Genomic DNA, 16,595 nt, shown 5'->3' with positions numbered 1-16,595 from the left:
GCTTGCACTGACCATTTCCAGGAGACGGATCCATGCGTCGTTTTGCAACTGCAGTGATGTTTGGGCTGGCGCTGGGCGCCGGCGTCTTCAGCGGCGTCGCCACCGCGCAGCAGTCGCCGGTGCCAGGCATGTCGTCCGACGATCTGAACACGGCGCTCGACTTTGCCAAGGCCGGCCTCAACAAGGCGATCGACCAGGCGCGTGCGTATTCCGCGCTGCCGATCAAGGACCCGCACGACGTGCGCTACACGTGCGAGGGCGGCAAGACGCTCCTCGTGAAATACATGACGGTGGGCGATACGCCGCTGGCGGCCATGACACTTAACGGCAAGACACTGGTGTTTGCCAACGTGATGGCCGCTTCGGGGGCGCGCTATGCGTCGGGCCAGTATGTGTGGTGGACGAAGGGCCCCGCCGGCTTCCTCGCCGACGAGACCCTGCCAGGCAGCCGCAATCAGCTCTACCGCGATTGCAGCGAAGCGACCAGCGGCCGGCCTTAAATTTCCTGCAGATCGTGCCCGACGATGATCTCGCCCTTGAAGTGCGGGCGCACGGCATCGAGCCAGACTGAATCTTCCAGGAACGGATAGCCCCCGGGCACGAAGTGCGACAGCACCAGCGTCTTCACCTTGGCCTCGGTGGCAATGCGGCCGACCTCTTCGGTGGAGGTGTGGCTCGCCAGCAAATGCTCGCGCAGCGTCTTGGCGTTGGGCTCGGTGGACAGCAGCTTATCCAGCGACGGCAGATGCATCACCTCATGGACGAGCACGTCGGCGCCGTACGCCAGGCGCACGAGGTTTTCGCTCGGCGCCGTATCGCCGGAGATGACGATGGAGCGGTCTGCCGAATCGAAGCGAAACGCAAATGCCGGCGACACCGGCGGGTGCTTGACCAGCGCGCTCGTCACCTTCACGTTGGCATCCTGCATGACCAGTCCGCCTTCGGTCAGCTCGTGCGGATGAAGCATCGGCGCCAGCGGCGGGCGACCTTCGTCGGCAATGCGGGTGCGGATGTCGTAGTCGTACAGCTCAAGGAACTTGGTCGTCATCGCGGCCAGCGGGGGCGGGCCCCACGCATCGACGGGGCCGGTCAGGTCGGTGGCCCACGCCAGCAGCATCAGCGTGCCGTAGTCGGCGTTGTGGTCGGAGTGCTGATGCGTGATGAAGACGTGGCGGATGTCCTTGAGCTTGAGGCCCGCCGTCACGTATTGGCGTGCGACACCGTTCCCGCAATCGACCACGTACGATACGCCGTTGATGACGATCACCTGCGCCGGGGCCGAGCGATTCTTCTTGGGCGTCGGCCCGCCCGCCGTGCCCAGCAGGATCAACCGCGTGCCCTTCTTGGGCACATCGGCAGCCAAAGCGCTCAACGGCAAACTTGCGGACGCCGCGCCCGCACCCACGGCCAGCGCGCCGGCCTGCCGCATCCAGCGGCGACGGTTGTTGTCGAAAGCGTGCATGCGGCGGTCTCCTCTCTGCTGTTGTCTGCGTGCCTGTTTTAGCGGGGCAGCCCGCCCACCTTCATGCCGGGCTTGATGCCCTTGCGTGCAAACCAGCCTTTGTTCATTTCCAGCGCGTAGCTGCCTGCCCGGGTGGGGCAGTGGTTGTCTTCGGTCTGCGGCTTCATCTCGGCAATGTCGGAGATGGTGCCGTCGTCGGTGATGAAGGCGATGGACAGCGGCAGGTCGGTGTTCTTCATCCAGAAGCAGTGGCCGGCGGATTCATCAAACACGAACAGCATGCCGGCGGTGTCGGGCATGGTCTTGCGGAACATCAGGCCGGTCTCGCGCGTTTGCGGGGTGGCCGCTACTTCGGCTTTGACCTTGTACATGCCGATGGTCAGGTCGACCACGGGCAGGCCGGTATTGGGGGCGGTGGGCGTCTGGGCGAGCGCACCGGTGGCGGCAACGGCCAGCGACAGAGCGGCAAAGAAGCGGGACAGGGTGGTCATGGCGCGAACGGGTCGGAAAAGAAACGCTCCATGATCGGCACTCGGCCAGCCGCCGTCAATCAGACAGCCGCCGGCCGGGCGACGAAGTTGTTACCGCGTATTGGGGCCCGGGGGCGGCTTGGTGCTCGACGGCAACCGTTTTGGCACCTGTCTTGGGCGCATGCACAGAGCGCGCCTTGTCGGCCGCAGGATCGGGCATCAGCGCCACATAACGCGCATCGGTGAGCGTGCGCAGGAACACCACGATGTCGTCGATCTCGTCTTCCGTCAGCGCAGGCGCGGTGCCGGGGCGGCGGTTCATCGGCACGGCATTCACGTTGATGTTGCCCTGGTATCTGGCGGGCACGTCGTTGAAACGCTTGCCGCCGGGGTACCACTGCGCGGGGTCGGTCGAGCGCGTGGCATAAAACGCCACGGTGTCGCGCAGCGTACGGAAAACACCGTTGTGCATGAACGTCTGGCGCACCGCCACGTTGCGCAGGCCCGCCGTGCGGAAGTAGCCGCACCATTGGTCGGGCTCCGGCCACTTCAGCGTGCGGGCGGTCTGGCAGAGCCCCACGTCAAAGTGGCGCGGGTCCTTGTTGGCCGGCAGCAGCGGGTTGCGCGGCACGGCGATGGCGTCGTAGCCGAAATCCGTAAACAGCGATCGCTCCGGCCGCGACGACGATTCCACCATCAGATGGCACGACGCGCAGTTGCCTTTGTCCGGATTGCGGAACAGGGCGAGGCCGCGCATCTCGGCGGCGGAAAGCGGCGTGCGCTTGCGCAGGAAATCATCGAAGCGGGAGGTGAACGGCGCCAATTCGTCGCTCTGGAAATACGCCTCCAGCGCCTTGCCCAACGCGCCGACGAGGCGTTCGGGCTCATGCACCGCATCGGCGCCGAATTGCTTCGCCAACGCCTGGCCCAGGTCGGTGCCGGCCACCTTGCGCTGCAGGTCGCGCGCTGAATGGTTGCCCATTTCATCCGGATTGAACAACGGGCCGCGGATCTGCTCGGGGATGGAATCTGCCCGGCCATCGGCAAAGAAGCCGCCGAACGGCGACGGAAAGCTCGCGTCGTCGTCCTGGAAGAAGTAGCGATGCGGGATGTAGCGCAGATACAGCAGCGACGGCGCGTTGCGTGCCGCCACGTGCCCGGGGCGGCTGCCGGCCGGCACACCGATGCGCAGCGCCTCGCCCTTCAGCGTGGGCGCGAAGGCGCGGCCCGGATCATGGCATGCCGCGCACGACGTGCCTTGCGGCTCAGACAGGCGCGGGTCGAAAAACACCCGCTTACCGAGCGCGACGAGGTTCGGGTCCGGCTTGAACGCGGTCGACTCCGCAGGCGGGGGCACGGCGTCCAGCCTGGGCGTCATGCCGATCGATTCAGCCGCCGCCGCACCCGAGAAGAGTGCGGCGGCAACCCACAGCGCGGTGCTCAGGCGCTTCAAGGTGCGACGAATCCCGTTTTGTCGCACACCAGGCTCGTGCCGTTCTGCGTGCAGGTCGTCAGCAGCTTGCCGGCCACGGTGTAGGCCTTGAACAGCCAGCCCTTGGCGGGTGCGGGCTGGCGGTCCATCACCATGAAGCCGAACGAGTTGTTGTGCGAGATGCTGCCAACCGTCACGCCCGAAGCCGGGCTGACGGCCGGGAACGGATCGGGCAGGGCCACGTCCAGCGAATCGCCGGCGTTGCCTGCAACGATGGTCGCCGGGTGGTTGCTGGTGAAGTTGATGGCCTGGAAGTCATGCACGTGACCGTGGAGCGCGACCTGCACGCCCGGCGGGTAATACGCCGTGGCGTTCAGGCTGTTCATGACCGACAGCAGCGCGGCATTGCCGCCCAGTGGCGTGCTGCCCGCGATGGGCACGAAGCCCAGGATTGGGTGGTGATTGGTAAAGATCGACATCACGCCCGGCTTGGCGGCCAGCGTGCCCACCGTGCTGAACTGTTTCTGGTAGGTCTGGAACCACGGGTCGGTCGTCGCCAATGCCGTCGTGCCAGCCTTGGCCGAATCGAACACGATGACCTGCGTATCGCTGCCGAGGGCGACGGCGTAAGGGTCCGACGCGTTGGCAGCCGTGTCGTTGGCCGGGTTGTCGCACGAGCGGTCGGCCGAATACGGGCGCGGATCCAGGAAGCGGTACCAGCCCTGGCCGGCGCGCGCGCATTCCTCGTGATTGCCGCGCACCAGCACCCACGGGGCCGCGGCCATCAGCGGGGCGGCGGGCTGGAACAGGTCGGCCTGCCACGCATCCCAGCCGTAGCCCCAGGGGCTGCCCTGGCAGCCGGCCACGTCGGGCGGGCAGGCGTTTTCGCGGTAGTGATAGTCGCCAACATGCAGCACGAGGTCGGGGTTCATCTTGGCGGCCGTGGCGGCAGCGCTGGCAAACGGCCACGACAGCGGGTCGTTACACGACTGGAACGTGTTGCTCGACTTCTTCATGCGGCAGCCGGTGTCCGCCAGGATCACCACGCGCTGCGGGTTGGCCTTGGGCAGCGGCAGCACACGCGAGCCGATCGACGCGGCCTTGGCCGTAGATGCCACGGTGGCTTCGCAGGCATTCACAGGGAAGGACGAGGCTTTCGAATCGCTGGCGGCGCTGGCCGTGGTGCGCTGCGCGGGGGTGCCGGCGGCCACACGCAGCGTCATGCGCGTGGAGGTGCCGTCCACCGTCAGCAGCGGGCAGACCGAGCTGTCGACGGGCGAAGCGCTGTTCGTATAGCTGGTGACGGCGCGCACGACAGCCTGGTTGCTGTCACCGATCTCCACCCATGCGGCCTGGATGTTGGCGTCAGCCGTGGCCGCATCCGAGGGCGTGGCCGTCGACACCGGCGTCGAATCGGACGACGAGCCGCCGCAGCCCGCAATCACGGCGGCAGCGGCCAGCGCGGCAAGAGAGAGCATCGTGAACACGGTGCGTTTTCGTCGCACCGGAGCGAACATCGATCGGAATTCCATTGCGCCATCCCTGTTTCTTGTTGTGAGGAACGGGCAAGGTACTCAAGCTTGATGGCGCTATTTTGACAGCCCTGCATGCGTGCCCGGGATTTCCGTTGGGCAGGCGAGGGCGAAAAAAAAAGCAGATGCATAAGCACCTGCTTTTTCTGTATCGGCCGAGCCGCGTGGGCCCGGCAGAAACACAAGCTTATTGCTTGGCGGCGTCAGCAGCCGGAGCCGAAGCGTCAGCAGCCTTCTTGGCAGCCTTCTTGTGGTGGTGCTTCTTGGCCTTCTTGGCCTTCGGGGCAGCCTTTTCGGCAGCAGCCGGAGCAGCAGCTGCGTCAGCAGCCGGAGCGGAGGCTTGAGCGAACACACCGGTGGCGAACAGGCCGGCGATCAGGGCAGCGATCAGCTTCTTCATGGTGAATCCTTTTATAGATCAGTGAGTTAACCAACGACCCGCTAAATGAGTCATCTGCAATAACGCAGGCCGTTACAGGCGCGTTGACACGTTCCGTCGAATTTTTTCTGGGCTCCGGCGAAAGCCTCCGCGCCGCCTGATCCGCCATGTGGCGCATGTTGCGCTGCGCAAGAAAGATGCCTGCGGGCCTGCATTTCGGACCGATCTGATTAGATGGCGGCGCCTTCCCCCAGAGAATGCGAGCCGATTGTGCTCAAGGCTTGCCGTGTCTTTCCCGCCGTCGTCTTCCCGCCCCACCAAGCCCGCCTCTCCCATTCCGCCGGCCCGACTCCGGCGCCGCGATTTCGTCCTGGGTTGCGGCGCGTTGATTGTGCTGGGGGCCTTGCCCGGTTTCTGGCCCCGTTCGCACGGCGCTTCCGCACTTGATGATTTCATGCTCGTGTCCCAGACGATTTCCGGCGCACCGCTGGATCGCCGCGTGGGGCTGTCTTGTTTCAGCCATCTGCACCGGGCTGACGATCGCTTTATCGAACACATCCAGGCGCTTGCGTGGTTGGTCCGCCGGCATCCGGGCGTGGACGCTGCCGGCCTGGTCCGCTTGCTTGATGCTGACAGCGCCCGCGAACTGCGTGCCGCGTTGGTCCGGCTGGTGGATGCCTGGAGCGCCCGGCGGGATGCGGTTCCTGCCTTGATCGATGTCCGCGGCCCGGTCGCCCGCGCCTTCGACGCCGACCTGATCGGCCGTTGACAGCGCCTGGGATCAGGGGCCGAAATATGGCGGATGGTGAAATTTTCCGGCATAATGCGGAATTCACTCTTGTGTCTTATATAAGAGTTGCGGCTTGCGCCAGATGCGAGATTTTGTGCGGTGCATCGTGAGCGCGTCATCGTAGGCCGTTAGAATCGCCAGTTCATTGCAGCGCGCCACGCCGGCCAACCCGTGAGCGGCGCGCTGTGCTGTCAACCCCCACCGTCCACCCGCTACCTGCGGTCTGCACTGGAGTCGTCCATGTATCAACACATCAAGGTCCCGGCCGGCGAGAAGATCACTGTCAACCAAGACTTCTCCCTGAACGTTCCGAACAACCCGATCATTCCTTACATCGAAGGTGACGGCACCGGCTTCGACATCACCCCGGTGATGATCAAGGTGGTGGACGCAGCGGTTGAGAAGGCTTACAAGGGTGAGCGCAAGATTTCGTGGATGGAAATCTACGCCGGCGAGAAGTCGACCAAGGTGTACGGCCCGGACGTGTGGCTGCCGGAAGAAACCCTGCAAGTCCTGAAGGACTACGTGGTGTCCATCAAGGGCCCGCTGACGACGCCGGTGGGCGGCGGCATCCGTTCGCTGAACGTGGCGCTGCGCCAAGAGCTGGACCTGTACGTCTGCCTGCGCCCGGTGCGCTACTTCAAGGGCGTGCCCTCGCCGGTCAAAGAGCCGGAGAAGACCGACATGGTCATCTTCCGCGAGAACTCGGAAGACATCTACGCCGGTATCGAATTCGAAGCCCAAAGCGACAAGGCCAAGAAGCTGATCAAGATTCTGCAGGACGAATTTGGCGTCAAGAAGATCCGCTTCCCGGAAACCTCGGGTATCGGTGTGAAGCCGGTCTCGAAGGAAGGCACGGAGCGCCTGGTGCGCAAGGCCATCCAGTACGCGATCGACAACGACAAGCCGTCGGTCACGATCGTGCACAAGGGCAACATCATGAAGTTCACGGAAGGTGGTTTCCGTGACTGGGCCTACGCGCTGGCACAGAAGGAATTCGGCGCCGAGCTGATCGACGGCGGCCCGTGGTGCAAGTTCAAGAACCCGAAGACGGGCAAGGAAATCATCGTCAAGGACGCAATTGCCGATGCCTTCCTGCAGCAGATCCTGCTGCGTCCGGCCGAATACTCGGTGGTGGCCACGCTGAACCTGAACGGCGACTACATCTCCGACGCCCTGGCTGCGCAAGTTGGCGGTATCGGTATCGCCCCGGGTGCCAACCTGTCGGATTCGGTGGCGATGTTCGAAGCCACCCACGGCACGGCTCCGAAGTACGCAGGCAAGGACTACGTGAACCCCGGTTCGGAAATCCTGTCGGCCGAAATGATGCTGCGTCACATGGGCTGGACGGAAGCCGCTGACCTGATCATCTCGTCGATCGAGAAGTCGATCCTGTCGAAGAAGGTCACGTATGACTTCGCCCGCCTGCTGGAAGGCGCGACCCAAGTGTCGTGCTCGGGCTTCGGTCAAGTGATGATCGACAACATGTAAGCATGTCGCTCGCGGCTCCGGCCGCGATGGATATGAAGAAACCCCGGCAGCTTCGGCTCGCCGGGGTTTTTTGTTTCAAGCCGCAACCGACCATCTGCAGATGCTCGCAGTCCTGACCGGTTCGTACTCGCAAAAAGGGCGGGCGAGCCCCAACAAGCCCCAACGCCGATGCTGCAACAAGGGCGCCGCGGCCCATGCGCTGGGCCTCGCCCATCGATCAGCGGGGTTGCTTGGGATGTTCTGGCGAGTCCGTCGTGCTCGTTGCGGAATGCTTGGGGGCTGCGGCGCGCGCGGACAGGGCACGCAAAAACTCACGCGCAGCGCCAACACCTTTCTCATATTCGGTGAGCGAATCGCCCGCCGGGGAATCGACGGATTGGGAGATCGAGCGGGTCACGGCATTCCTCTTCATCTGATGAACGGAACCGCGCCCAACCCTTGGGGGAGGGGTGGGCGAGCACAGGCAAGGTGGAAAACCGAGGTACAGCGATCGGCACGGCCGAAGCCGTTCAAGCCTGGCTCGCCCCAAGAGGGAGACGAAGCCAAGCCATAGTGTTTGAGGACAAGCACCTATGCTCGGCGCTTGCCCGCTATACCCAAGGTTTCCACACCTCGATCGCTTCCTCTATGGCACTGAAAGCGACGGCGCAGAGTGTACCGATGGCCGCTTCGTCTGAGCAGGGGCGAAACTATAAATCAGAATTTGCTGACGACCGCGCCAACCCCATGGTGACGCGGCTGTGCGGTGGTCCACACGGGCCAGATCCACGAATCTTTACGGTTTTGGCTTGCCGGCGGTGCTTGATGACCATCAAGAAACAGCAGCAACGGTTTGTCACTCCTTCCATCCGTGACTAGACTGGATCACATGTGACTTTCTGTGCCACTGGCGGGACCCCCTGCAAGTGGCACCGACGCGCGCCAAGTCTCGTCCGCCTGTGAACCCCAACGACCGCCGACTCGTCCGCCATTTGCTCATCGTCGTCGCCATCAAGCTGGTGGCGCTGAGCGCGCTGTGGTGGGTGTTTGTGCGAGACCACCGGGTGCCGGTCGATGCCGAGCGGGCCGCTGATCGCCTGATCGTCACACCGTCAGCAGCGCAGGGAGGGCAACCGTGATTTCCGAGCATCTCGTCGATCTGTCCCGGCTGCAGTTCGCGGCCACCGCGATGTACCACTTCCTATTCGTGCCGCTCACGCTGGGCATGGTCTGGCTGCTGGTCATCATGGAAAGCGTCTATGTCATGACCAACAAGGTCATCTGGAAAGACATGACGCGTTTCTGGGGCAAGCTGTTCGGCATCAACTTTGCGCTGGGCGTGACGACGGGCATCACGCTCGAATTCCAGTTCGGCACCAACTGGGCGTACTACTCGCACTACGTGGGCGACGTCTTTGGTGCGCCGCTGGCCATTGAAGGGCTGATGGCGTTCTTTCTGGAATCCACCTTCATCGGGCTGTTCTTCTTCGGGTGGGATCGTCTTTCCAAGACGCAGCACTTGCTGGTGACGACGCTGATGGCGATCGGCACCAATCTTTCCGCGCTGTGGATTCTCATCGCCAACGGCTGGATGCAGAACCCGGTGGGCGCCGAATTCAACTGGCAGACCATGCGCATGGAGATGCACGACTTCTGGGCCGTGGTCTTCAACCCCATCGCGCAGGCCAAGTTCGTGCATACGGTGTCGGCGGGCTACGTGACGGGCGCGATGTTCGTGCTGTCGATTTCAAGCTGGTACCTGCTGCGCGGCCGCGATGTGGAATTCGCGCGGCGCAGCTTTCGCGTGGCGGCTGCGTTTGGCCTGGCCAGCGTCTGCTCGGTGATCGTGCTGGGCGATGAGTCCGGCTACACCGTCGGCGAGGCACAGCAAACCAAGATGGCCGCCATCGAGGCCATGTGGGAGACCGAGCCGGCGCCTGCCAGCTTCACTGTGGTTGCGTCGATCAACCAGCGCGAGCAGAAGAACGACTGGGCGGTCGAGATTCCATGGGTGATGGGGCTGATCGGCACGCGCTCGGTGTCCAAGCAGATTCCGGGCATCCATGAGATCAAGGCGCGCAACCGCGGACGAATCATGAGCGGTATCGAGGCGGTGGCCGCACTGGAGACGGTGCGCCAGCACCCCGGCGATGCAGCGGCGCTCCAGACCCTGCAGATCCATCAGCAAGACCTGGGCTTTGGCCTGCTGCTCAAGAAGTACGTGGCCGACGTGCGGCAGGCCACGCCAGAGATGATCGACAAGGCGGTCGACGATACCGTGCCGCGCGTGTGGCCGATGTTCTGGGGCTTCCGCGTGATGGTCGGGTTGGGCTTCCTGATGTTGGCGCTGTTTGGCCTGTCGTTCTGGAGCACGTTGCGGCCGCAGCGCAAGGCGCCGGCATGGCTGCTGCGCTGGGCGCTGTGGATGCTTCCGGCACCGTGGATCGCCATCGAGCTGGGCTGGGTGGTGGCGGAATACGGCCGCCAGCCGTGGACCATCTACGGCGTGCTGCCCACGCATCTGAGTGTGTCGACGTTGAGCGAGGCCAGTCTGTATGGGTCGCTAGCGGGCTTCATCGGTTTCTACACGCTGCTGCTGATCGTCGAGATGTACCTGATGATCCGGTTCGCGCGTCAGGGGCCGGGCAGCCTCGGCACTGGTCGCTACGATTTCGAAGCCGCCCACGCTTGAGGAGAACGCCATGTTCGACTACCCAACCCTCAAGGTCATCTGGTGGCTGCTCATTGGCGTATTGCTGATCGGCTTTGCCATCATGGACGGACACGACATGGGCGTCGGCACGCTGCTGCCCTTTGTCGGCAAGACCGACGACGAGCGCCGTGTGATGATCAACACCATCGGCCCGCACTGGGACGGCAATCAGGTCTGGTTCATCACGGGCGGCGGCGCCATCTTTGCCGCGTGGCCGCTGGTATATGCCACCGCGTTCAGCGGGTTCTACTGGGCGATGCTGGCGGTGCTGTGGGCGCTCTTCTTCCGGCCGGTCGGGTTTGATTACCGGAGCAAGATCCACAACGCTACGTGGCGCAAGGTGTGGGACGTGGGCCTCTTCATCGGGGGCGCGGTGCCGCCGCTGATCTTTGGCGTGGCGTTCGGCAACCTGCTGCAAGGCGTGCCGTTCCATTTCGACAACTTCATGGTGGTGACGTACACCGGCACGTTCTGGCAACTGCTCAATCCGTTTGCCATCCTGACGGGCGTGGTGTCGAGCGCGATGATCACCATGCATGGCGGCATCTACCTCGCCCACCGGACGGAAGGCGCCATCCAGCAACGCGCAACCAACGCGGCCACCGGCGCAGCCATCATCGCCGTGCTGGCCTTTATTGCGGCCGGCGTGTGGCTGCACGCAGGCAGCATCGAAGGCTACGTCATCACCTCGGCCATCGACCCAGCCGGGCTTGCCAACCCGATGGCGAAGACCGTGGCACGCGCGGCCGATGCATGGTGGGGCAACTATCAGAAGCAGCCGTTGCTGTGGGCGTTGCCGGCTATTGGCGTGATCGGCCCGCTGCTGGCCGTGGTGCTGGCGCGGGTGGGGCGCACGCTTACCGCGTTCGTGCTGTCGTCGCTGGGGCTGGCGGGCATCATCACGACGGCCGGGGCTTCGATGTTTCCGTTCGTGCTGCCCTCGTCCAGCATGCCCCGCGCCAGCCTCACGGTGTGGGACAGCGTTTCCAGCCACTTCACGCTTGGCCTGATGTTCTGGGCGGCGATCATCTTCACGCCCATCATCATTGCCTACACAAGCTGGTGCTACCGCGTGATGCGCGGCAAGGTGACGGTCGAGCACATCCGCGCCAACGAGCACTCGGCCTACTAACGACGGCACAGGAGAGCAAATCCATGTGGTACTTCAGTTGGGTCCTGGGTGTCGGCTTTGCTGTGCTGCTGGCGGTGCTCAATGCAATGTGGGGTGAGGTGAGCGACGACCGCGCTGCCAATGCAAGCAGTGCGAACCCGGACCGCGAATGAGCACTGCGAACGTGAACGCCACCGACAAGCCGCGCATCCACGCCGCCAGCCTGGCAGCCGGGTTGCTCGTGATGGCGGTGGGGACGGTGTATCCGTACATCCTCGCCAATCGCGACGGGCATGCTGACCACGGTCTCGCCGTATTGCTGTTCTGGGCGATGAGTGCGGGGCTCGTGCGGGGTGTGGGGTTTGTTCCGCGCAACAAGGTGTCGCGCATGCTGCTTTCGGGATGGGCGTGCGCGCTGGCCCTGACGCTGTTCGGGCTGCTGCGCGCCTTTGGGTAGCGCCTCAGCGCGGCAGCCGGGTGGTACCAGCCGGTGGCGGCTCAGGTGATCGCCCGCGCAGCGCATCGCGCAGGCGCCGCACGCCGCGCCACAGCTTGGGCAGCAGCCACACCGATACCAACAGCAGCAGCGCCAGCACCACCAGAAACGCAATCGGCAGGAAAAACGCCATCAGCAAACCGCCGCTGGCGGCCACGTCTTCACTGAACGACGCCACCCAGTTCGAGAATGGCTCCGGCGACGTGTTGATCAGCGCGCGCGTGCCAGCCTTGGTGGCATGTGCCGTGCCGGCCAGCGTTCCGCCAATCAATCCGGCGGCCACCATCCATTGCGGATCGAGCTGCCCGAATGCGGCCGCAGCCAGAATCGCGCCCGCAGGTACGCGGATGAAAGTCTGAATGCCATCCCACACGGAATCGAAGCCCGGAATCTTGTCGGCGAGGAATTCCGCCACGGCCAGCACGCCGGCCAGGCCAATCACCCACCACGATTCCAGCATCTGCAGCCCGGGCGGCAAATGCAGCCAACCCGTGCGGCCGAGCACGCCGGCAGCAAACACGGCAAGGTAGAGTCGGAATCCGCTGGTCCAGGACAGCCCGGCGGCCAGCGCGGCAGTTTCCAGCATGAGGCTTCCTCGGGGCGTGGAAGACAGGCGAACGGTCAATCGATATTGCAGTGTAGTGCGCGCTCGCCTGCGCCGCGGCTCAAAGCAGCGATTTGCCCTGCGACAGGATCTTGTCGCACGCCTGCCGGGTGATTTGCGACTTGATGCTGCTCAGGTCGAACTTGTTGCCATCCGAATTCGTCAGGATGCCCTTTGTGCCGTCGGTGTAACCCGGGCTGGACGCTGGCGCCCCGCCCAGCTTGCCGAGCAGCTTGTCTTTGACCGAGGCCGCGTCGGTGGCGCCGCCAAGGTAGTTGTTCTTTATGCAGAATTCCAGCACGCCGGCCACATTGCCGGTGCTACCCGACGTCAATGACCCGAGCGACGGCATACCGCCCAGGCCGCCGATGCTGCCAAGGCCACTTGTGGGGCCCTGGCTGTTGCCCTGCGTGGCCCCTTTGATGAGGTCTCCGATCTGGGCGTGGGCGGCAGCAGGAAGTAGCACGACAATCAACAGCGTTGCCGTGGCGGCGGTGCGGGTCAGATGGGGTTTCATGCGCAGGCTCCTTAAAACGGCACGGGGATCATCCATACCGTAGTGCACAACCCGCTGAAATGACGTGTTGCGCGCGACGAGGTATGTCCGTCATTGTCTGGCGCCGCGGCAACAAAAAACCCGGCATGTCGCCGGGTTTTTTGCATTTGGACACCGTAGCCATCCGGCGGGGTGCCGCGCAACGCCAATCAGGCAGCCTGGATGTTGGTGGCCTGCTTGCCCTTCGGGCCTTGCGTCACTTCAAACGAGACGCGCTGATTTTCCTTGAGCGTCTTGAAGCCAGCCATTTGGATGGCTGAGAAATGCGCAAACAGCTCTTCGCCGCCTTCGTCAGGCGAGATGAAACCGAAACCCTTGGCGTCGTTAAACCATTTGACCGTACCGAGTGCCATGAAAACCCCTCCGTTAAAACACAAGTCCGAGCCGGGAGGGTGTGCCTGTCGGGGCAGTGCAGAGCGGTACCGCGCAGTCATCGCCCGGCCGCCGGCCTGCACGGCACGACGAATGGCGCGGGTGGAACCGCGCCGCAAGCGATCGGTCTTCTTGTGGCAAACACCACAGCCTGAAGCGGTTGTCGATCTGTTGTCGACTGGTGTGAGGCCTCCCGGGCTCACCATTCATGCGGCTCGCTGCCAACGGTTTGCGGGGCAGTAGGGCGCACATGCTGAATTCGATTGTTCGAGGATTGTAAGAGACTGTCAAGGCCACAAAGGGTGGGTTTGTGGCGAAAAACGGTCAGTTTCTGAAGAGGTTTTGCTCGAAATCCAGCCGATCGCCTCCAAGTACGGAAAACGATTGGCATCTCAGGCGCGGAGCTTGCGCCCGTCTCAGCCAGCGCGGAGGCGGTAAAACCCTTCGCGCCCGAGGGCTGACGAACGCACGCTGCACGGGCCAAACCGTTTGTAGACCTTGAAGTCGGCGTTATTTCCCCAAATTGCGAACTCGAAAGGAGTGGTTAGAATAAGACCATGGCAATCCGGCAAGCGACCACTCCACAACACGATGCAGGCACCGTCCTCGAGCGGAAAGAGCAAGCGCTCAAACCGCCCGCGATGTACAAGGTGCTGCTGCTCAACGACGACTACACCCCGATGGAATTCGTCGTGATGATTCTTCAGCAGTATTTCAGCAAAGACCGGGAGACCGCCACACAGATCATGCTGACTGTGCATCGGGAAGGTAAGGGCGTGTGCGGTATCTACACACGGGATATCGCCGCGACGAAAGTGGAATTAGTGTCAACCCATGCACGGCAAGCGGGGCATCCGCTGCAGTGCGTGATGGAGGAAGCATGATCGCGCAAGAACTGGAAGTCAGCCTGCACATGGCGTTTGTCGAAGCCCGGCAGGCTCGCCACGAATTCATTACGGTGGAGCATCTGCTGCTTGCGCTGCTGGACAACCCGACGGCCGCCGAGGTGCTGCGCGCCTGCGCTGCCAACATCGAAGACCTTCGCACGCATCTGAAGAACTTCATCGCCGACAACACGCCTGTGGTACCCGGCACCGACGAGGTGGACACGCAGCCCACGCTGGGTTTCCAGCGCGTGATCCAGCGCGCCATCATGCACGTGCAGTCCACATCCAACGGCAAGAAGGAAGTCACGGGCGCGAACGTGCTGGTCGCTATCTTCGGCGAGAAGGATTCGCACGCGGTGTACTACCTCCAGCAACAGGGCGTGACCCGGCTGGACGTCGTCAACTTCATCAGCCACGGCATCCGCAAGGACCAGGCTGAGCCCGCCAAGCAGGGCGAAGGCAACCCCGAAGGCGAAGGCGGCGACGGCAAGGAAAGCCCGCTGGAGCAGTTCACCCAGAACCTGAACGCGCTGGCCAAGGCCGGCAAGATCGATCCGCTGATCGGCCGCGAGCAGGAAGTCGAGCGCGTGGTGCAGGTGCTGTGCCGCCGCCGCAAGAACAATCCGCTGCTGGTCGGCGAGGCCGGTGTCGGCAAGACGGCCATCGCTGAAGGCCTGGCATGGCGCATCACCAAGGGCGAAGTGCCGGACATCCTCGCGAAGTCCGTCGTCTATTCGCTCGACATGGGCGCGCTGCTGGCCGGCACCAAGTACCGCGGCGACTTTGAGCAACGCCTGAAGGGCGTGCTGAAGTCGCTCAAGGACAATCCGAACGCGATCCTGTTCATCGACGAAATCCACACGCTGATCGGCGCCGGCGCCGCTTCGGGTGGCACGCTGGACGCCAGCAACCTGCTCAAGCCGGCGCTGTCGTCGGGCGCGCTCAAGTGCATCGGCGCGACGACGTTCACGGAATATCGTGGCATCTTCGAGAAGGACGCAGCGCTGTCCCGCCGCTTCCAGAAGATCGACGTGGTGGAGCCGACCGTCGACCAGACCGTGCAGATTCTGCGCGGCCTGAAGTCGCGCTTCGAAGAACACCATGGCGTGAAGTACGCGTCGTCGGCGTTGACTGCTGCGGCTGAGCTGTCGGCGCGCTTCATCACCGACCGTCATTTGCCGGACAAGGCGATCGACGTGATCGACGAAGCGGGTGCGGCGCAACGCATCCTGCCGAAGTCGAAGCAGAAGAAGACGATCGGCAAGGGCGAGATCGAGGACATCGTCTCGCGCATCGCCCGCGTCCCGCCGCAAAGCGTGTCGCAGGACGATCGCAGCAAGCTGCAGACGCTGGAGCGCGACCTGAAGTCGGTCGTGTTCGGGCAAGATCCGGCTATCGATGCGCTCGCTTCGGCCATCAAGATGTCGCGTGCAGGGCTGGGCAAGACGGACAAGCCGATCGGCTCGTTCCTGTTCAGCGGCCCGACGGGCGTGGGCAAGACGGAAGTCGCCAAGCAGCTCGCGTTCATCCTGGGCATCGAGCTGATCCGCTTCGACATGTCGGAGTACATGGAGCGTCATGCGGTGAGCCGGTTGATCGGCGCGCCCCCGGGCTACGTGGGCTTCGACCAGGGCGGCTTGCTGACGGAAGCCGTGACCAAGAAGCCGCACTGCGTGCTGCTGCTGGACGAGATCGAAAAGGCGCACCCGGACATCTTCAATATCCTGCTGCAGGTGATGGACCACGGCGCGCTGACGGACAACAACGGCCGCAAGGCGGATTTCCGCAACGTGATCATCATCATGACGACCAATGCGGGTGCCGAGACGATGAACAAGGCGACGATCGGTTTCACCACGGCGCGCGAACAGGGCGACGAGATGGCCGACATCAAGCGCATGTTCACGCCGGAGTTCCGCAACCGTCTGGATGCAACCATCAGCTTCCGCTCGCTCGATGAGGAAATCATCATGCGCGTGGTTGACAAGTTCCTCATGCAGCTGGAAGAGCAACTGCACGAGAAGAAGGTGGATGCCATCTTTACCGAGAAGCTGCGTCGCTTCCTGGCCAAGAAGGGCTTCGACCCGCTGATGGGTGCACGCCCGATGCAGCGTCTGATTCAGGACCTGATCCGCAAGGCGCTGGCCGACGAGCTGCTGTTCGGCAAGCTGGTGAATGGTGGCAAGGTGATCGTGGACTTGGACGACGCCGATGCGGTGAAGCTGGAGTTCTCCGAGAACGAAGCGCCGCCGGCACCTGCCCAGGAAGAAGCGGAAGCTTGACGCGTTTGTCGCACCAAAGAAAAGGCCCGGAAATTCCGG

At 63.6% G+C, this 16,595-nt stretch carries 18 protein-coding genes; 10 read left to right on the top strand and 8 right to left on the bottom strand.

Features of this window, described 5'->3' with window-relative positions; translation table 11 throughout:
• Window positions 1-32: 32 nt before the first annotated feature.
• Window positions 33-500, top strand: a complete 468-nt coding sequence (locus ACTJK6_RS15380) for an MliC family protein (protein WP_316870056.1) — start codon at window positions 33-35, stop codon at window positions 498-500.
• Here ACTJK6_RS15380 and ACTJK6_RS15375 read toward each other — a convergent pair.
• The 5 genes from ACTJK6_RS15375 to ACTJK6_RS15355 form a co-directional block, all read right to left on the bottom strand.
• A complete protein-coding gene (locus ACTJK6_RS15375; protein ID WP_440839501.1) occupies window positions 497-1,462 on the bottom strand; it encodes an MBL fold metallo-hydrolase in 966 nt (321 codons plus the stop codon). The genes ACTJK6_RS15380 and ACTJK6_RS15375 overlap by 4 nt on opposite strands.
• Window positions 1,463-1,500: 38 nt before the next feature.
• Window positions 1,501-1,953 (bottom strand): DUF192 domain-containing protein, encoded by a 453-nt coding sequence (locus ACTJK6_RS15370; RefSeq protein WP_440076182.1) that lies wholly within the window; start codon window positions 1,951-1,953, stop codon window positions 1,501-1,503.
• A 55-nt stretch (window positions 1,954-2,008) separates the two neighbouring features.
• Entirely contained in the window at window positions 2,009-3,310 is a 1,302-nt protein-coding gene (locus ACTJK6_RS15365) for a cytochrome-c peroxidase (RefSeq protein ID WP_440077082.1), read from the bottom strand.
• 71 nt (window positions 3,311-3,381) lie between these two features.
• Window positions 3,382-4,896 carry a metallophosphoesterase gene (locus ACTJK6_RS15360; RefSeq protein WP_440477345.1) on the bottom strand — a complete coding sequence of 505 codons (1,515 nt, stop codon included), beginning with the start codon at window positions 4,894-4,896 and terminating at the stop codon, window positions 3,382-3,384.
• Between the two features lie 187 nt (window positions 4,897-5,083).
• Window positions 5,084-5,296: a hypothetical protein gene (locus ACTJK6_RS15355; protein ID WP_004631913.1), complete on the bottom strand. Its 213-nt coding sequence runs from the start codon at window positions 5,294-5,296 to the stop codon at window positions 5,084-5,086.
• A 370-nt stretch (window positions 5,297-5,666) separates the two neighbouring features.
• On the opposite strand from ACTJK6_RS15355, the gene ACTJK6_RS15350 reads away from it, so the two are divergent.
• The 7 genes from ACTJK6_RS15350 to ACTJK6_RS15320 all read left to right on the top strand — a co-directional run bounded on the left by ACTJK6_RS15350 (window position 5,667) and on the right by ACTJK6_RS15320 (window position 11,816).
• The gene (locus ACTJK6_RS15350) at window positions 5,667-6,044 is read left to right on the top strand and encodes a sugar dehydrogenase complex small subunit (protein ID WP_440839626.1); all 378 of its coding nucleotides are present in this window, start codon (window positions 5,667-5,669) and stop codon (window positions 6,042-6,044) included.
• A 261-nt stretch (window positions 6,045-6,305) separates the two neighbouring features.
• The gene (icd, locus tag ACTJK6_RS15345) at window positions 6,306-7,556 is read left to right on the top strand and encodes an NADP-dependent isocitrate dehydrogenase (RefSeq protein WP_260802034.1); all 1,251 of its coding nucleotides are present in this window, start codon (window positions 6,306-6,308) and stop codon (window positions 7,554-7,556) included.
• 905 nt (window positions 7,557-8,461) lie between these two features.
• The gene (gene cydP, locus ACTJK6_RS15340; protein WP_316878730.1) at window positions 8,462-8,674 is read left to right on the top strand and encodes a cytochrome oxidase putative small subunit CydP; all 213 of its coding nucleotides are present in this window, start codon (window positions 8,462-8,464) and stop codon (window positions 8,672-8,674) included.
• Window positions 8,671-10,227: a cytochrome ubiquinol oxidase subunit I gene (locus ACTJK6_RS15335; RefSeq protein WP_232040818.1), complete on the top strand. Its 1,557-nt coding sequence runs from the start codon at window positions 8,671-8,673 to the stop codon at window positions 10,225-10,227. Before cydP ends, ACTJK6_RS15335 begins: the two co-directional genes overlap by 4 nt.
• Window positions 10,228-10,237: 10 nt before the next feature.
• Entirely contained in the window at window positions 10,238-11,380 is a 1,143-nt protein-coding gene (gene cydB / locus ACTJK6_RS15330) for a cytochrome d ubiquinol oxidase subunit II (protein ID WP_414560974.1), read from the top strand.
• Between the two features lie 23 nt (window positions 11,381-11,403).
• The gene (cydX, locus tag ACTJK6_RS15325) at window positions 11,404-11,532 is read left to right on the top strand and encodes a cytochrome bd-I oxidase subunit CydX (protein ID WP_232040816.1); all 129 of its coding nucleotides are present in this window, start codon (window positions 11,404-11,406) and stop codon (window positions 11,530-11,532) included.
• On the top strand, window positions 11,529-11,816 hold the full coding sequence (locus tag ACTJK6_RS15320; protein ID WP_322017471.1) for a cyd operon YbgE family protein: 288 nt from the start codon (window positions 11,529-11,531) through the stop codon (window positions 11,814-11,816). Before cydX ends, ACTJK6_RS15320 begins: the two co-directional genes overlap by 4 nt.
• Before the next feature lie 4 nt (window positions 11,817-11,820).
• Here the strand turns inward: ACTJK6_RS15320 and ACTJK6_RS15315 are convergent, their stop codons facing one another.
• From ACTJK6_RS15315 to ACTJK6_RS15305, 3 genes are all read right to left on the bottom strand, one after another.
• Window positions 11,821-12,441 (bottom strand): DUF4126 domain-containing protein, encoded by a 621-nt coding sequence (locus ACTJK6_RS15315; protein ID WP_316870047.1) that lies wholly within the window; start codon window positions 12,439-12,441, stop codon window positions 11,821-11,823.
• A gap of 79 nt (window positions 12,442-12,520) precedes the next feature.
• Entirely contained in the window at window positions 12,521-12,976 is a 456-nt protein-coding gene (locus ACTJK6_RS15310) for a DUF2501 domain-containing protein (protein ID WP_440076176.1), read from the bottom strand.
• Between the two features lie 188 nt (window positions 12,977-13,164).
• A complete protein-coding gene (locus tag ACTJK6_RS15305) occupies window positions 13,165-13,368 on the bottom strand; it encodes a cold-shock protein (RefSeq protein WP_004631953.1) in 204 nt (67 codons plus the stop codon).
• Window positions 13,369-13,944: 576 nt separating this feature from the next.
• Between ACTJK6_RS15305 and clpS the strand changes: the two genes are divergently transcribed.
• Both clpS and clpA read left to right on the top strand, forming a co-directional pair.
• Window positions 13,945-14,271 (top strand): ATP-dependent Clp protease adapter ClpS, encoded by a 327-nt coding sequence (gene clpS / locus ACTJK6_RS15300; RefSeq protein ID WP_003261876.1) that lies wholly within the window; start codon window positions 13,945-13,947, stop codon window positions 14,269-14,271.
• Window positions 14,268-16,556 carry an ATP-dependent Clp protease ATP-binding subunit ClpA gene (gene clpA / locus ACTJK6_RS15295; RefSeq protein WP_004631957.1) on the top strand — a complete coding sequence of 763 codons (2,289 nt, stop codon included), beginning with the start codon at window positions 14,268-14,270 and terminating at the stop codon, window positions 16,554-16,556. The genes clpS and clpA overlap by 4 nt, the downstream gene beginning before the upstream one ends.
• Window positions 16,557-16,595: the final 39 nt, after the last annotated feature.

The sequence above is a fragment of the Ralstonia sp. 22086 genome (assembly GCF_052045975.1).
Taxonomy (GTDB): Bacteria; Pseudomonadota; Gammaproteobacteria; order Burkholderiales; family Burkholderiaceae; genus Ralstonia; species Ralstonia wenshanensis.
This window is presented reverse-complemented; position numbering and strand designations above follow the sequence as displayed.

Bases quoted from the DNA above. Each gene is read 5' to 3' on its own strand.
- ACTJK6_RS15355 (WP_004631913.1), bottom strand. From the start codon at position 5,296: ATGAAGAAGCTGATCGCTGCCCTGATCGCCGGCCTGTTCGCCACCGGT.
- clpS (WP_003261876.1), top strand. From the start codon at position 13,945: ATGGCAATCCGGCAAGCGACCACTCCACAACACGATGCAGGCACCGTC.
- ACTJK6_RS15360 (WP_440477345.1), bottom strand. From the start codon at position 4,896: ATGGAATTCCGATCGATGTTCGCTCCGGTGCGACGAAAACGCACCGTG.
- cydX (WP_232040816.1), top strand. From the start codon at position 11,404: ATGTGGTACTTCAGTTGGGTCCTGGGTGTCGGCTTTGCTGTGCTGCTG.
- ACTJK6_RS15375 (WP_440839501.1), bottom strand. From the start codon at position 1,462: ATGCACGCTTTCGACAACAACCGTCGCCGCTGGATGCGGCAGGCCGGC.
- cydB (WP_414560974.1), top strand. From the start codon at position 10,238: ATGTTCGACTACCCAACCCTCAAGGTCATCTGGTGGCTGCTCATTGGC.
- icd (WP_260802034.1), top strand. From the start codon at position 6,306: ATGTATCAACACATCAAGGTCCCGGCCGGCGAGAAGATCACTGTCAAC.
- ACTJK6_RS15365 (WP_440077082.1), bottom strand. From the start codon at position 3,310: ATGACGCCCAGGCTGGACGCCGTGCCCCCGCCTGCGGAGTCGACCGCG.
- ACTJK6_RS15315 (WP_316870047.1), bottom strand. From the start codon at position 12,441: ATGCTGGAAACTGCCGCGCTGGCCGCCGGGCTGTCCTGGACCAGCGGA.
- ACTJK6_RS15380 (WP_316870056.1), top strand. From the start codon at position 33: ATGCGTCGTTTTGCAACTGCAGTGATGTTTGGGCTGGCGCTGGGCGCC.
- ACTJK6_RS15310 (WP_440076176.1), bottom strand. From the start codon at position 12,976: ATGAAACCCCATCTGACCCGCACCGCCGCCACGGCAACGCTGTTGATT.
- ACTJK6_RS15320 (WP_322017471.1), top strand. From the start codon at position 11,529: ATGAGCACTGCGAACGTGAACGCCACCGACAAGCCGCGCATCCACGCC.
- ACTJK6_RS15370 (WP_440076182.1), bottom strand. From the start codon at position 1,953: ATGACCACCCTGTCCCGCTTCTTTGCCGCTCTGTCGCTGGCCGTTGCC.
- ACTJK6_RS15305 (WP_004631953.1), bottom strand. From the start codon at position 13,368: ATGGCACTCGGTACGGTCAAATGGTTTAACGACGCCAAGGGTTTCGGT.
- clpA (WP_004631957.1), top strand. From the start codon at position 14,268: ATGATCGCGCAAGAACTGGAAGTCAGCCTGCACATGGCGTTTGTCGAA.